This window comes from Isoptericola hypogeus (genome assembly GCF_039531145.1).
Classification (GTDB): domain Bacteria; phylum Actinomycetota; class Actinomycetes; order Actinomycetales; family Cellulomonadaceae; genus Isoptericola; species Isoptericola hypogeus.
In genome coordinates this window covers 67,873-83,017 of the sequence record NZ_BAAAPM010000004.1, presented here as the reverse complement: position 1 = coordinate 83,017, position 15,145 = coordinate 67,873, and the positions used below count along the sequence as shown (strand labels likewise).

At 68.7% G+C, this 15,145-nt stretch carries 10 protein-coding genes; 4 read left to right on the top strand and 6 right to left on the bottom strand.

All coding sequences use genetic code 11. The features are described 5' to 3' along the window. Positions 1-7: 7 nt before the first annotated feature. The gene (locus ABD254_RS11720) at positions 8-1,471 is read left to right on the top strand and encodes an aldehyde dehydrogenase family protein (RefSeq protein ID WP_344248601.1); all 1,464 of its coding nucleotides are present in this window, start codon (positions 8-10) and stop codon (positions 1,469-1,471) included. 12 nt (positions 1,472-1,483) lie between these two features. Here the strand turns inward: ABD254_RS11720 and ABD254_RS11715 are convergent, their stop codons facing one another. Continuing rightward, a complete protein-coding gene (locus ABD254_RS11715; protein ID WP_344248600.1) occupies positions 1,484-2,371 on the bottom strand; it encodes a LysR substrate-binding domain-containing protein in 888 nt (295 codons plus the stop codon). A 575-nt stretch (positions 2,372-2,946) separates the two neighbouring features. Here ABD254_RS11715 and tdh point away from each other — a divergent pair. The 3 genes from tdh to ABD254_RS11700 are packed head-to-tail and all read left to right on the top strand — an operon-like array spanning position 2,947 to position 5,974. Continuing rightward, positions 2,947-3,984, top strand: a complete 1,038-nt coding sequence (gene tdh / locus ABD254_RS11710; RefSeq protein ID WP_344248599.1) for an L-threonine 3-dehydrogenase — start codon at positions 2,947-2,949, stop codon at positions 3,982-3,984. Between the two features lie 8 nt (positions 3,985-3,992). Further along, entirely contained in the window at positions 3,993-5,201 is a 1,209-nt protein-coding gene (locus tag ABD254_RS11705) for a glycine C-acetyltransferase (RefSeq protein ID WP_344248770.1), read from the top strand. Beyond that, entirely contained in the window at positions 5,198-5,974 is a 777-nt protein-coding gene (locus tag ABD254_RS11700; RefSeq protein ID WP_344248598.1) for a metallophosphoesterase family protein, read from the top strand. The genes ABD254_RS11705 and ABD254_RS11700 overlap by 4 nt, the downstream gene beginning before the upstream one ends. Before the next feature lie 58 nt (positions 5,975-6,032). On the opposite strand, the gene ABD254_RS11695 is transcribed toward ABD254_RS11700, so the two are convergent. The 5 genes from ABD254_RS11695 to ABD254_RS11675 form a co-directional block, all read right to left on the bottom strand. Further along, positions 6,033-8,309, bottom strand: a complete 2,277-nt coding sequence (locus ABD254_RS11695) for a glycosyl hydrolase family 95 catalytic domain-containing protein (RefSeq protein ID WP_344248597.1) — start codon at positions 8,307-8,309, stop codon at positions 6,033-6,035. Between the two features lie 170 nt (positions 8,310-8,479). Next, the gene (locus ABD254_RS11690; protein WP_344248596.1) at positions 8,480-10,147 is read right to left on the bottom strand and encodes an ABC transporter family substrate-binding protein; all 1,668 of its coding nucleotides are present in this window, start codon (positions 10,145-10,147) and stop codon (positions 8,480-8,482) included. A 174-nt stretch (positions 10,148-10,321) separates the two neighbouring features. Next, the gene (locus ABD254_RS11685; protein ID WP_344248595.1) at positions 10,322-12,004 is read right to left on the bottom strand and encodes an ABC transporter family substrate-binding protein; all 1,683 of its coding nucleotides are present in this window, start codon (positions 12,002-12,004) and stop codon (positions 10,322-10,324) included. Positions 12,005-12,056: 52 nt separating this feature from the next. Further along, on the bottom strand, positions 12,057-14,147 hold the full coding sequence (locus ABD254_RS11680) for an ABC transporter ATP-binding protein (RefSeq protein WP_344248594.1): 2,091 nt from the start codon (positions 14,145-14,147) through the stop codon (positions 12,057-12,059). Next, positions 14,144-15,145, bottom strand: a complete 1,002-nt coding sequence (locus ABD254_RS11675; RefSeq protein WP_344248593.1) for an ABC transporter permease — start codon at positions 15,143-15,145, stop codon at positions 14,144-14,146. Before ABD254_RS11675 ends, ABD254_RS11680 begins: the two co-directional genes overlap by 4 nt.

The following is a 15,145-nucleotide window of genomic DNA, read 5'->3' as shown; positions in this document are numbered from 1 at the left end:
GCCCTTCGTGCTACGTGACTTCAAGGTCGCCCCCGACCACCTGCTCAACCATGTCGACGGCGTGTGGGTACCGAGCGCCAGCGGGAGCACCCGCCCGAACGTCAACCCTGCCGACACCACCGACGTCGTCGGCGACTTCGCCGAGTCGGTCACCGCCGACGTGACCGCCGCGGTCGACGCCGCGGCCCGGGCGCAGCATGCGTGGGACGCGACAGGACCGATCGAGCGCGCCAGATACCTCACTCGGGCCGCGCGGCTCCTCGAGGAGCGGTCGGAGGACCTGGCCCGGGCGATCACACGCGAGCAGGGCAAGCGCCTGTCCGAGGCGCGCGGGGAGGTGACGCGCGCCCTGACGATCCTCGAGTTCACGATCGGCGAGGCGCGGCGCCTCAACGGCGAGACCACACCGGCCGAGGAGCCGCGCACGGTCGCGATGACGTTCCGCCGGCCGATCGGGGTGGTCGGCCTGATCACGCCGTGGAACTTCCCCGTCGCGATCCCCATGTGGAAGGTGGCGCCCGCGCTCCTGGCCGGCTGCACTGCGGTGCTCAAGCCGTCGCCGCTCACCCCGCTGACGTCGGCGCTCCTGGTCCAGGCATTCGTGGACGCCGGGCTGCCGGATGGCGTCCTCAACCTCGTGCAGGGCGACCGGGAGGCCGGGGAGGCGCTGGTCGACGATCCCCGCGTCGCCGGGATCTCGTTCACCGGGTCCCTGCCGGTCGGCACCGCGATCAACCGGGCCGGCGCCGGGCGCCTGATGCGCACCCAGCTGGAGCTCGGCGGCAAGAACGCGCTGATCGTGCTCGCCGACGCCGACCTGGACGCGGCCGTGGACGCCGTCGTGCACGGGGCGTTCGGGCAGTCCGGGCAACGCTGCTCCGCCACGAGCCGGGTCGTCGTCGACCGCCGGGTGCACGACGAGCTGGTGCGGCGGCTCGTCGCCCGCGTGGACGCCATGACGATCGGCCCGGGGTGGGACCCCGACGCGGACATCGGGCCGGTGGTGAACGACGAGCGGTACCGGGCCTGCCTCGACGCGGTCGCCCGGGCGACCGCGGACGGCGCGACGGTCGTGGCCGGCGGCGGCGCGGCACAACTCGACACCCCGGGATGGTTCGTGCGGCCCACGGTGCTCGACGGTGTCGCGTGGGACGCGGAGATCGCCCAGGAGGAGGTGTTCGGTCCCGTGCTGTCGGTCGTGACGTGCGACGGGTACGACGACGCGATGCGCATCGCGAACTCGGTGCGGTACGGGATGTCCGGGACGATCTTCACCCAGGACCCGGCGCTGATCTTCCAGTCCCTGCAGGATTTCGAGGCCGGGATGCTGCACGTGAACCGGCCGGGCGTGGGCGCCTATTCGCACCTGCCGCACATGGGCGCCAAGGCGTCGCAGCTGGGGGCTCCCGAGTGCTCCCCGGCGGTGTGGAACTTCTACACCGACCTGCGCTCGGCCTGCCTCCGGTACTGACCCCGCCCGTGCTCACCCCGGCCAGGAGCCCAGCGACCGCAGCATCGCGACGAAGGCCTCCTCGGGCGGGGTGAGCACGCGGTCTCCCCGGCGCACGAGCGAGACCGTGCGCCGTGGGGGCGCCGGCTCCACGCGCAACGCGACGAGCTGGCCGGCCGCGCGCTCGCGGACCGTCACGTGCTCCGACAACAGCGCGACGCCCAGCCCTTCGGCGGCTGCCTCCTTCAGCGTCTCCGGACCCCACAGCTCCCACCGGGCCTCCGACTCGAGCCCCCAGGCGTGCAGGATCTCCTCCTGAAGGCGACGGGTCGCCGAGCCGCGTTCCCGCAGGAGGAACCGCTGGCCACGGAGGTCGCCGGGCTCCAGAACCCGGCCGGCCAGCCGCGAGCCGGGGCCGGCCACGAGCATGATCTCGTCCTCGAGCAGCGGCTCCGACTCCAGGTGCTCGCGCGGCTCGTCGATGCAGAGCCCCAGGGTCGCCTCGCCCCGGACGATCCACTCCTCCACCGCCTGCTCGTTGCCGACCCGGATCTGGCAGTCGACGTTCGGTGCGCGGGAGGAGAAGTCCGCGACCAGGCGCGGCAGGAGGTACGTGCCGAGGGTGGTCGTCCCGGCGACGAGGAGCCGGCCGGCGCCGAGGCCGCGGTAGCTCGCCACCTCCTGCTCGAGCGAGTCCAGCAGGCCGAAGATCCGGCGGGCGTGGTCGACGACGACGTCACCCGCGGGCGTGGTCCGCGCGCCCGCCGTCGTGCGCTCCACGAGCCGGACGCCGAGCGAGCTCTCCAGGTTGCGCACGTGGTTGGAGACCGATGGCTGGCTGAGGTACATGGCCTTCGCCGCGCCTGAGAAACCGCCGGCCTCGACGACCGCGACCAGCACCTCGAGCTGGTTGAGGCTCACCATGATCTCGTCGTCACGACCTTCCCGGCGCCTGCGCCGCACCCACGGTAGCGGGTGAGGCCCTGCCCCCTCGCCCCGAGTCCTGGCAGGATCGACCCCTGCACGAGCGCCGCGGTACAGCCGGCCCAGGACACCGACCTCTTCGACGTCGACAAGGTGGTGGAGGCGCAGCAACTAGACCACGTTGCCGACCAGTAGGTCACGGTGTCTGACGCGAGGCGCCCTTCCTCGTCGGAGCGCTTGCTCTTGTGTAGGCCCGGTCGGCGATAACGGTGTCCGGTCGGGTGCGTAGGCGTACAGGACCGGGGCGCGGGGACCCAGATGGCGGCCGGTACCTCGGCGACGGGCGCCCCGTGAGGGTCCCGCACCTCATCTCGTCCATCCACGTCGCATCTCACATGCCGAATTGCGCCTGTTGACACAACTGCCGCTCACCCCCACCATGGTTTCGCAGGCTATTTATAAACCTCTTTCACAACTGCAGCTTTCGTAGAGCGGAGCATCGCCGTGCCGGTCCAAACACCCCGTTCCGACGACATCCGGGCGTGGTTCTACACCAGACAGCCCGACGCCTGATGCGGGCACTGACCAAGCTCAGGCCCGGGCCGGGCCTGGAGCTGATCGACGTGCCAGAGCCCGAGGCCGGCCCGGGAGAGATCAAGATTCGGGTCCTCCGTGCGGGGCTGTGCGGCACCGATCTGCATCTGGAGGCGTGGGACGACTGGGCTGCCTCCACCGTGACGGCTCCGCTGGTGCTCGGACACGAGTTCTGTGGCGACGTAGTCGCTGTCGGACCGGGCGTCTCCTCCCTGCGCGTCGGCGACCGCGTCTCCGGTGAGGGCCACATCGTCTGCGGCACGTGCCGCAGCTGCAGGGCAGGGCGTCGCCACCTGTGCATCAACACCCGTGGCGTGGGTGTCCATCGCGACGGTGCTTTCGCCGACTACGTGGTGATTCCGGCCTCCAACGCCTGGCCCCAGCCCGAGGGCTTCGACCCCGACCTGGGTGCGATCTTCGATCCGCTGGGCAATGCGACCCACACGGCGCTGTCCTTCCCCATGACCGGCGAGGATGTCGTCATCACCGGCGCTGGCCCCATCGGGCTCATGGCGGCGGCCATCGCCCGACATGTCGGGGCGCGCCATGTGGTGGTCAGCGACGTCAGCGACTACAGGCTCGACCTGGCGCGCGAGATGGGCGCCGACCTCGTCGTCAACGCAGGCCGCTCCGGCTTGACCGCCGCCATGACCGAGCTCGGCATGCGCGAGGGGTTCGACCTGGGCCTGGAGATGTCCGGCGTCCCGGCTGCCGTCGAAGAGATGCTGGCGGCGATGAATCATGGGGGTCGCGTCGCCATGCTCGGCCTGCCCAAGGACCGCTATCCGATCGACTGGAGCCGGGTGGTCACCCACATGATCACGATCAAGGGGATCTACGGCCGCGAGATGTACGACACCTGGTACGCGATGAGTTCCATGCTCGAGCAGTCCGACCTCCTCAGGAGTCGCGTCGCGTCGGTGATCACGCACCGTTTCCCGGCTGAGAAATGGGTCGATGCGTTCGCCGCAGCGAGGTCGGGCGCTTGCGGCAAGGTCATCGTGGACTGGAGCTGAGGAGACACATGTACGACGAAGCCTTACGCGCGGACCTGCGGGCCACCCTTGCCGAGATCGAGGAAGCAGGGCTGTACAAGCGAGAGCGTGAGCTCAGCTCGGCACAGGCGGCCCATATCACGACCGGCCAGACCGAGGCTCTCAACTTCTGCGCCAACAACTACCTCGGCCTCGCCGACCATCCCGACGTCAAGGCGGCCGCGGCCGCCGCCTTGGACGAGTGGGGCTTCGGCATGGCGAGCGTGCGGTTCATCTGCGGCACACAGGAGCTCCACACGCGGCTCGAGCGCGCGATCGCGGACTTCGTCGGCACGGACGACAGCATCCTCTACGGCAGCTGTTTCGATGCCAACGGGGGTGTCTTCGAGGTGCTCCTCGACGAGCGGGATGCGGTGGTCTCCGACGAGCTCAACCACGCCTCGCTGATCGACGGCATCCGGCTCTGTAAGGCGAGGCGCTTTCGCTACCGCAACGCCGACATGTCCGACCTACGCGCCCAGCTCGAGTCGGCTCGTGATGGTGGCGCCCGGCGGGTGATGATCGTGACGGACGGCGTCTTCTCCATGGACGGGCACCTGGCACCGCTGGCCGAGATCTGCGACCTCAGCGAGGAGTTCGGCGCCCTGGTGCTGGTCGACGACTCCCATGCCGTGGGCTTCGTCGGTCCCGGGGGCGGCGGTACTCCAGAGCACTTCGGAGTGCAGGACCGCGTGGATCTGCTCACCGGCACGCTCGGCAAGGCGCTCGGTGGCGCATCGGGCGGCTACGTGGCCGGCCGCCAGGAGATGGTCGACCTGTTGCGCCAGCGCTCGCGCCCATACCTGTTCTCCAACGCCGTGGCCCCGACCGTGGCCGGCGGCTCCCTCAAGGCCCTCGAGATCGCGGTCGGCTCGACGCAGGCACGCGAGCAGCTTCGCACCAACACCACGCTGTTCCGGGAGCTGATGGCGGAGGCGGGCTTCGAGGTGCTGCCCGGCGAGCATCCCATCACGGCCGTCATGTTCCCGGGCCCCGACGGCGCACGTCGGGCAGCGGAGGTCGCCGATGCCATGCTTCGCGAGGGCGTCTACGTGATCGCATTCTCCTATCCTGTCGTCCCGCACGGCCGCGCCCGGATCCGGGTACAGCTCTCGGCCGCCCACTCCGAGGCCGACGTCCGTGCCTGCGCGGACGCCTTCGTCGCCGCACGAGCCCTCAGCATCGAGGGAGTTCGGTGACGGCCGTCTATGCCGTGAGCGACATCCACGGGCACGTCGACGTCCTCCTCGAGACCCTGGTCGAGACCGGACTGGTCGACGCCGCGGGTCACTGGGCGGGGCGCGACGCGCGGTTGTGGTTCCTGGGGGACTACGTCGACCGGGGCCCCGACGGGGTGGCGGTGCTCGACCTGGTGCGCCGGCTGGTGGACGAATCGGACGGGGCAGTCGGCGCCCTGCTGGGCAACCACGAGATCCTTGCCATGGGTATGTGGCTGTTCGGTCACCAAGTGGTGCCCCATGACGGGGGGCGTGCGCGCTCCTTCCAGCGCAGCTGGACCGTCTGTGGGGGTCAGCGCGCTGACCAGGAGGGGCTCACCGACGATCACCTGGCCTGGCTGCGCAGCCTGCCGGTCGTGGCACGCGACGGCGACTTCCTGCTCATGCACTCCGACACGCTCGCCTACCTCGATTGGGGCAACAGCCCGGGGAAGATCAACGAGACCGCAGCGAGCATGATGCGCGGCACCGAGATCGCCAGCTGGTGGGAGCTGTGGCGCCGGATGACCTCGCGCCACGCCTTTCGAAGCGACGAAGGCCCGGCGGCCGCGCGCGGCCTGCTCGACGCGCTCGGGGGGTCGGTCATCGTCCACGGCCACTCGATCGCTGCGGAGCTGGCCGAAGTGCCGTACGTCGACGTCACCGAACCGCTGTCCTACGCCGACGACCTCGTCCTGGCCATCGACGGCGGCATCTACGAGGGTGGACCCTGCCTGCTCACCCGCCTCGCCTGATTTTCAGCCCGTTCCGGGTGTCCAGCGCGACCAGGCTCTGGCCGCGGCACGGCCCTTCTCAACCGCCCGACGGCGGAGGCGGCGGGGATGCCGTACCTGTCGGCCGCAGGGTCACGACGTCGCCCTGCCTCAAGTTCACGGTCCTGTGCCAGTCACCGACACGCACCTCCGTCCTCGTACCACCGACACTGAGCAGTCGCACCACGGTCGGGGCACCGTCGCGCCAGGTCATGTCGAGCACGAAGCCGCCACGGACTCCCATGCCGCTGACGCTGCCGTCCTTCCACGCCGCAGGCACGGCGGGCATCAGGTCGATGACCCCGGACTTGGCCTGCACCAACATCTCGAGCATCGCCGCAGCGGCGCCGAAGTTGGCATCGATCTGGAAGATGTAGCGGCTGGTCCGGTACAGGTCGAAGAGGTTGATGCCCGACCCACCGAGATGGCCCTCCGCTGGGCGCAGGATGCTTGACAGGCACCGGTAGGCGCGGTGCGAGTCCTTGAGCCGCGCCCAGCACGCCGCGCGCCAGGCGTTGGCCCAGCCGTAGTTGTCGTAGCCGCGGACCTCCAGCTGCTTGCGCACGCCGTCCAAGTACGCCTGCGGCTGGTTGTCCGTGCGGATCCGGTCACCGGGGTAGAGACCGATGAGACCGGAAAGGTGACGGTGCTGCGGGTCGCCCATGCTGTCGGGGGTCATCCACTCCTGCAGCCATCCGGTCTTCGGGCTGACCGCGGGCAGGTAGAGACTGTCTCGAATCTCACGAGCACGTCCGGCGAGCTCGTGGTCGGTATCCAGCAACCGGGACGCCTCGGCGAAGCTGCCGAACAGAGCATGCACGAGCTCCTGCTCGTAGGTGAGGCCGATGGCGTCCTGCGGCCCGTGCTCAGGGGACCAGCTCTTGTCGCCCACGAGCACGGTGCGGGCGTCCTCGCCCTCCCCCACCTCCTTCTCGATCAGCCGGGTCTCCCAGAACTCCACGGCGCCACGCAGCAGCGGCATCAGCCGCTCGAGGAACCGTCGGTCGAGGGTGAACTCATAGTGCTGCCACAGCTCCAGGCACAGCCACGCGCTGCTGCCCGGATGCCACCACCAGCCGTTGCCGCCGTAGATGTTGGTGGAGAAGGCCGTGGTCCAGCCCGCGATCCGGCCGGAGCTGTTGCGGAACCGGTTGCGATGGTCGTTGAAGTGCTCGTTGGTCTGGCGGGTCCAGTCAGGCAGCTGCGCGAGACAGTACTCGAGCAGGGGGGTCGCATGCTTGCCCAGGCCGAATCGGTGGGTCGGCCAGTAGTTCATCTGGATGTTGATGTCGGAGTGGTAGTCGGACATCCAGTCCGGCGCGTTCGTCTCCAGCCACAGGCCCTGGAGGTTGGCGGGCAGGCCGTCCCGGCTTCCCGTGATCGTCAGGTAGCGGGCCAGCTGCAGGTAGAGGACGTCGAACTCGGGGTCGATCGCGCCCTCCTCGCCACGTGCCGCGAGCCTGCTCGCCGTGTCGAGCTCCCGCTGCTCGGCGGTGGACGCCCCCAGGTCGAGGCTGAAGGTGTCGTAGGACGTGCGGTAGTCGCGCACGTGCGTCGCGAGGAGCCGCGACCCGGGCTCGCGCAGCGCATGCACGAGCTTGGCGCGGGCGACCCGGGAGATGTCGAGATCGGGGTCGCGGAAGGCGATCTCAGGGGCGGGACGGTAGTTGGTCCCGCCGCTCACCACGACGACGACCTCGGTCGCCTCGGTGAACCGGACCGCCTCCCCGGCCGCGACCACCTCGCCGTGCTGGGTCGCGACGCCGGCGGTCACGGCGAAGCGCAGGCCGTTGCCCAGGTCGTCGACCATCTCGATCCGGTCCTCGCGGTCGACTGTGTCGACCTTCTCGCCGCGGGTCGGCTCCAGCTCGACCGAGCCGGTGAGCCGACCGCCACCGGTCTGGGTGATGCGGGTGACAACGACGTCGTGCGGGTGACTGATGAACGACTCGTGACGGAACGTCGCGCCGCCGATCGAGTATGTCGTGACGAGGACGCCGTTGCTGATGTCGAGCGCCCGCTCGTAGCCGGACACCGAGTCGGAGTCGTGGCCGGCCAGCGTGATCCTGGTACGGCAGAGCATCTGGAAGGTGCCGAAGCCGTCCCGGGTGTAGGGGAACTGACCCGATGCGTCGAGGGCCTCATTGCGGACTCCGCTCCACATCGAGGCGTCGGTCAGGCACGTGACCGTCTCACCTGGGCCGGCACCTACCAGACCGCCGAGGCGCCCGTTGCCGATTGGCAGGCCCTCCTCGATGATCGCGCACTCGCGCGCGGGAGTGGAGTACCACAGCCGGTGGCTGTCATGGTCGTACATGGGTCGTGCTCCTGAGGATGAGTACGGTCGGGGACCCGGACTTCCGCGGCCGGCTCGGCAGGCGCGTGGCCGCGGTCGTCGGTGGAGCGGGTGCGTGGTCGTGAGCGGCGCGGCCGTGACGACGTCGTGCTCGCACTTGGCGCCGGGTTGCCGCACCCGTGTTCGTGAGATCAGCTCTCCTGCCAGCCGATGTCTTGGACCCTGCCGCGGAAGAACAGACCGGCACCGTAGTTGGCGAGTCCTTCCTTGACTGCGACGATGTCGGGGACGTTCCAGAGCGGCACGATGTCGAACTGCTCGAAGGCCTGCTGCTCGAGATCCATGAAAGTGTCGACCACATCGTCGTGGTCCGAGAGCCTGACCGCCTCGGCAGCCCTGGGTGTGAGCTGCTCGTAGTTCTCCATGCTCGTGCCACCGTTGTCGGAGCAGAAGAGGGAGCAGAAGTAGACCAGGCCCTCGTCGGGGGCCGAGGTGCCCCAGCCGCCGAACAAGACGTCGTACTCACGCTCGTCGTAGGTCGCGACGAGCTCCGAGGAATCGCGGAAGTCGAGCACCAGGTCGACGCCGATCCGCTTCATCATCTGCTGTGCAGCGAGGGACACGTTCTTCGCGGTGGCTGTGTCGGTGGTGATAGGCCACACCAGCTCGAGCCGCTCACCGTCCTTCTCGCGGATCCCCTCCTCGCCGACGGTCCAGCCCGCCTCATCGAGGAGGATCTTCGCCTGGTCCGGGTCGTAGCCACCGCCCGCTGCCGCATAGACGTCTCGGTAGCCGTCCTGGAACGGGTACAGCGTGAGCGACCCCGACACGGCGGTGTCCGAGTTCAAGCCGTCGAACTGCACCTTCGCCAGGGTCTCGCGGTCGAAGCCCAGGGCGATCGCCTGTCGGGTCGGCACCTCCTTCAGCAGCGGTGCCTCCGGGTTGATCTGCAGCATGTTGCTCGAGGTCTTGGTCGCCGACCGCAGCTCGATCCCGTCCATGGACTCGATCTGGGCGAGGCTCTCCTTCGTGCTCGCCGGCACGGCGTCGATCTCGCCGTTGCGGAAGGCGTTGATGGCGGCGGTGGCCTCCATGAAGCGGAAGATCCGCTCGTCGAGCTTGCCGGGATCGCCCCACCACTCCGGGTTGCGCTCGTAGACCACGGCTGAGTCGCTGAGGTCCTTGACGCGGTAGGGGCCTGCACCCCATTCGTTGTGCAGGTCCTTCACGAACGCGATGTTGAAGGTCTCGGGGTCGGCGACGTCCGGGTGGAGCACGGTGTCGAACTGCGACTTCCAGAAGATGCCCGGACCGTCGTAGGTGACGACGGCCTGCTTGTCGTCCTCACCGGCCTCGACCGAGGTGATGTCGGCGTAACCCTCGGTCGTGTAGACGGAGTAGGCCTCGTCCTGGCCGTTCGAGACCTCCCATCGGGCCTCGAAGGCGCGCCAGTCGATGGGAGTGCCGTCGTTGAAGGCTGCCTCGTCGTTGATCGTGAACGTCACCTCGCGGTTTCCGTCCACCAGCTCGTCGGTGACCTCAGTGACGTAGTCCTCGTCCCAGGTCACCTCGCCCTCTGGACTCATCGACTGCAGCTGGGGGGTGTTCCAGCGGGCCAGCTCCACCACCCCGCTGTTCATGTCTGCGTGCATCGGGTTGAGCTGTTCGTAGAGGGCTCCGGACAGCACGGTCGTGAGCGTCCCGCCGTCGGCCAACGCTTCCCGTGGCTGCGGGTTGTAGTCGGCGGTCGTCGACACCTTCTCGCCGGACAGGACGTCGCTGTCCCCGTCACCCCCGGAGCAGGCGGTCAGGGCGACGGCGAGGGCCGCAGCCAGGACCAGGATTCGCGTCGTTCTCATGGGTCGTGCTCCTTCGTAGCTGGGGAGATCGGCTGCCGTCGTCTCCCGAGACTCGTGACCTGTCGGCGGCGCCGCGCGGCCAGGACGACGGGCGGTGCCGGCGTGAACCTCTGGATCGCGCCGGCACCGTCGTTCCGCGCTGGCTTGCGTTGCCGTGGCCAGCAGCTCCTGGGTTCAGCCCTTCTGCCAGCCGATGTCCTCGATCGGTCCAAAGAAGAAGAGGTCGGCGCCGAAGTTGGCCATGCCCTCCTTGACCGCGAAGATGGTCGGCCCGGTGTACAACGGGTCGATCTGCCAGGTGGACAGGATGTCCTTCTCGGTCTGAAGGAAGGCCTCGACGGCCTTCACCTTGTCGGTCTCCTGGCCGATCTCCTGAACCACGGGGGCGTACGTGTCGATCGTCTCCTGGTCGACGTAGCCCGCGTCGGAGCAGTAGAAGTAGCAGAAGTAAAAGAAGTTCTCGTCCGGGTCGGCCGTTCCCCAGTTGAGCGAGAAGAGGTCGTAGTCCTTCTTCGTGTAGGTGTCGGTGAACTCGTCGGCGCTGCGGTAGTCGAGCTTCAGGTCGATGCCGATCTCCTTCAGCATCGCCTGCAGGGCCACGGCGCCGTTCTTGCTGTAGCTCGCGTCGCCGATGATCGGGAACAGCAGCTGCAGCTTCTCGCCGTCCTTCTCCCGGATGCCGTCGTCGCCCACGCTCCAGCCGGCCCCGTCGAGCAGCTTCCCGGCCTCCTCGGGGTCGTAGCCGCCGCCGATCTCGGAGTAGGTGTCGCGGTAGCCCTCCTGGAACGGGTAGAGCGTGACCATCCCGGGCAGCTCCGCGTCCCAGCCCATCCCGTCGTAGCGCACGTCCTGCAGCGTCTGGCGGTCGATGCCCAGGTGGACCGCCTTGCGGACGTCGGCGTCCTTCAGCTTGGGCGAGGATGCGTTGACGTGCATGAACGTGACGGCGAGCGTCGCGGCCTTGCGGACGTCGATGCCCTCCATGCCCTCGATCTGGGCGAGGTTCTCCGCGCTGGTCGCCGAGACGGCGTCAAGCTCACCGTTGCGGAACGCGTTGATCGCAGCGGTGGACTCCATGGCTCGGAAGACGAACTCGTCCAGCTTGCCGGGATTGCCCCACCAGTGAGGGTTGCGCTCGAAGACGGCGGTCGTTCCGCCCGGCTCCAGCTCCTTGACGTGATATGGACCGGCGCCCCACTCGTCGTGGGCGTCCATGGTGTAAGCGGTGTTGAAGGTCTCGGGGTCCTTGGCGGCATCCGGGTGGATGACCTCCTTGAACTGCGACTGCCACCAGAGCCACGGACCGTCGTACGTCACGACCGCTTGCTTGTCGTTCTCGCCCGGCTCCACCGAGGTGATCAGGGAGTAGCCCTCGGTCGAGACCGGCGCGTACTTCTCGTTCTTGCCGTTGGAGACCTTCCACAGGGCCTCGAAGGCGCGCCAGTCGATCGGTGTCCCGTCGTTGAACACGGCCTCGTCGTTGATGGTGTAGGTAACCACCCGGTTGCCGTCGACGAGCTCCTCCGAGACGTCCGTGACGTAGTCCTTGTTCCACGACAGCGCGCCGTCCTCGGCGATGAGCTGGAGCTGAGGGTTGTACATCATCGACAGCGCGGCGGTGTCGGCGCTCTTGTCGGCGTGCAGCGTGTTGAGGTTGTCGGGGATCTCCCCGACGGCGCGGGTGAACGTGCCGCCGTCCTCGACGTTGTCGCGAGGCTGCGGGTTGTACTGGGCCTGGCTGGCCAGCTCGTCGCTCTTCAGCGACTCACCGGACCCGCCGTCGTCACCGCCGCTGCAGGCGGTCAGCGCGACGGCGAGCAACGCCGCGAACGCGATGCTCTTGCTCTGAACCTTCATGGTTGGGGTCCTCTTCCTGGTCGTAGCTTCTCGCCGCAGAAGGCATCGGCTCTCATCGGTGCAGACATGCGTGACTGTGGTCGACGCCCTCCTTCGGGGTGAGCGGCGGGAGGACACTGATGCACTCGCGCTGCTGTTCCTGGCTCAACGTCGGCTTGAGCGGGCAGCGACTGGCGAACGGACAGCCGGAGAGCTCCTCGGTGGGGGCCGGCAGGTCTCCCGTGAGCAGGATGCGTTGCCGAGTGCGCTCGACCTGTGGGTCGGGGATCGGGATCGCCGAGAACAGCGCCTGGGTGTAGGGGTGGGTTGGCTCGGCGAAGATCGGGTCCACGTCGCCGTACTCGACGAATCGCCCGAGATACATGACGGCGACCCGGTCGGCGAGGTGGCGAACCACCGACAGGTCGTGGGACACGAAGACGTAGGACAGGCCGAGCTCGCGCTGAAGTCGCTGGAAGAGGTTGATCACGCCCGCCTGGATCGACACGTCCAGGGCGGAGACCGGCTCGTCTAGCGCCAGGAGCATGGGTTCGGACGCCAGCGCACGGGCGATGCCGATCCGCTGTCGCTGGCCACCGGAGAATGCTCCCGGGAACCGGTCGACGTGCGCGGGATCCAGGCCGACGAGATCCATCAGCTCCGCGACCCGGTCGTGCACCTTGGCACTGGGGACCAGCGAGAAGGCCCGCAGCGGCTCCGCGATCAGCTCGGAGACCGTGAACCGGGGGTCCAGGGCCCCCATGGGGTCCTGGAAGACGATCTGCACCTTGCGGCGCTGCTCTCGCTCGGCGCGACCTCGTAGGCCGCTCAGGTCGACCCCTTCGAGGTCGATGCCTCCTGCGGCGCCCTTGCCGAAGTCCATGATCGAGAGCAGCGTGGTGCTCTTGCCGCAGCCGGACTCGCCGACGATCGCCAGGGTCTCGCCCTGGCGAACGTCGAAGCTGATGCCGTTGACCGCGCGCACCGTGCCGACCCGCCGCTTAAGCACCCCCTTGGTCAGCGGGAACTCCCGAGTGAGGTCGGTGACGGTGAGAACCGCCGGCCGCCTCTCGCGTGGCACCGCCTCGAGCTCGCCGGGCGGGATCTCGGGCTTGCTGAAGACGGACACTCCGTCGATGGCACCGTCCTCGATCTCGCGGCTGCGGATGCAGGCCGCCTGGTGACCGGGGACGACCTCTAGGAGCTCGGGCTCCTGCCGGGTGCACGCCGTGATCGCGACCGGGCAGCGGGGCGCGAAAGGACACGCGTCCGGCAGGTCGATCAGGATCGGGGGATTGCCGAGGATCGGCACTAGCGCCTCGTGCGACCCGTCGTCCGCGCGGGGGATCGCGCCGAGCAGCCCCAGCGAGTAGGGCATCCGCGGCGCGGCGTACAGGCTGTCGACCTCGGCTCGCTCGACCGGTCGCCCTGCGTACATCACGACGACCTCGTCGGCCATGCCCGCCACGACACCCAGGTCGTGGGTGACCAGGATGACTGCGGCGCCGGTCTCCCGCTGCGCCTTCTTCAGCAACTCCAGCACCTGCGCCTGGATGGTGACGTCGAGAGCGGTCGTCGGCTCGTCGGCGATGATCACCTTCGGGTCGTTGGCGATGGCCAGGGCGATCACCACTCGCTGTCGCATGCCGCCCGAGAACTCGTGCGGGTAGGACCTCATCCGGACCGGCGCGTTGGGGATGCCCACGAGATCGAGCAGCTCGACGCCGCGCTGCCAGGCCTGGTCCTCGGAGAGATCGCGGTGGACCTGGATTGCCTCGACCAGCTGCTTGCCGATGCTGTGCACCGGAGTGAGGCTGGTCAATGGATCCTGGAACACCATCGCGATGTCGTTGCCGCGGATGCCGCACATCTCCTTGTCGGACAGGCCGACAAGCTCTCGGCCCTCGATCTCGATGGAGCCGCTCACCGTCGCCGTGTCGGCGAGGAGTCCCATGATGGCCAGGGCCGTCACCGACTTGCCGGAGCCGGACTCGCCGACGATGCCGAGGGTCTGTCCGCGCCACAGGTCCAGCGAGAGCCCGCGGACCGCGTCGACGCGACCTGCCTCGGAGGGGAAAGCAACTCGCAGGTCGCGCACGCGAAGAACGGGTTCCTCGAGCGCGGGGGCGCCTGGGACCGGCTCGGTGGCTGTGGTGGTGGTCATGCCCGGCCTCCAGCCTGGGATGTGGGGTCGAGGGCATCTCGGAGCCCGTCGGCGATGAAGGCCATCGACACGGTGAGGAGGGTGAGCGTGATAGCGGGGAACCAGAACATCCACGGGGCGCTGTAGACCAGCGAGCTGCCCTCGCCGATGAGGGCGCCCAGCGAGGTGTCGGGCTCCTTGACTCCGAAGCCCAGGAACGACAGCCCGGTCTCCGCCTGGATGGTGGTGACGACTCCGAGGGTGAAGTAGATCGTCAGCATGGATCCGATGTTGGGGACGATGTGGCGTCGCACGACGGCCCAGGGACCGAGACCCATGTAGCGCGCGGCGGCGACGAACTCGCGTTCGCGGACCGACAGGGCCATGGTCCACACGATTCGCGCGTAGTACATCCAGCCGAAGAGCGCCAGGACGACGATCAGCATCCGCCAGTCGCCGTTCACGTCGTTGGAGACGAGCGCCAAGATCAGGAAGCTCGGCACGATCAGCAGGAAATGGATGACCTCGAGGATCGCCCGTTCGACCCAACCGCCCACGTAGGCAGCGATCGCCCCGACGAATGCGGCGATCAGGGTGGTGGCCAAGGAGACCACGAGTCCGATGAGCAGGGACCGCTGGATCCCGTGCGTGAGCTGGGCGAACAGGTCGTTGCCGGCACCGGTGGTGCCGAGCCAGTGGTCGCCGCCGGGCGGATCGTTGATCGCGAGGAAGTCCACCTCGTCATAGGTGTAGTCGGAGATCAGCGGTCCGACGATGCCGAGCAGGGCGATCGCGACGAAGACGACGACGCCGACAACTGCCATCCGGTTGCGCACGAACCGCCGCAGGTAGAGGCGCCACTTGCGTGCGCCGCGTGCTGTCGGCGCTGCACCGGCGCCCACGACGCCTCCGGCCGCGCCGGCGACCGTTCCGGGGTCGACATGGCCAGGCTCCTGGTGCTCCAGCTCGCGCTCGAGCTCGGCCATGCCTGTGCTGGGGGGGAGGATCCGGTCGGTCAT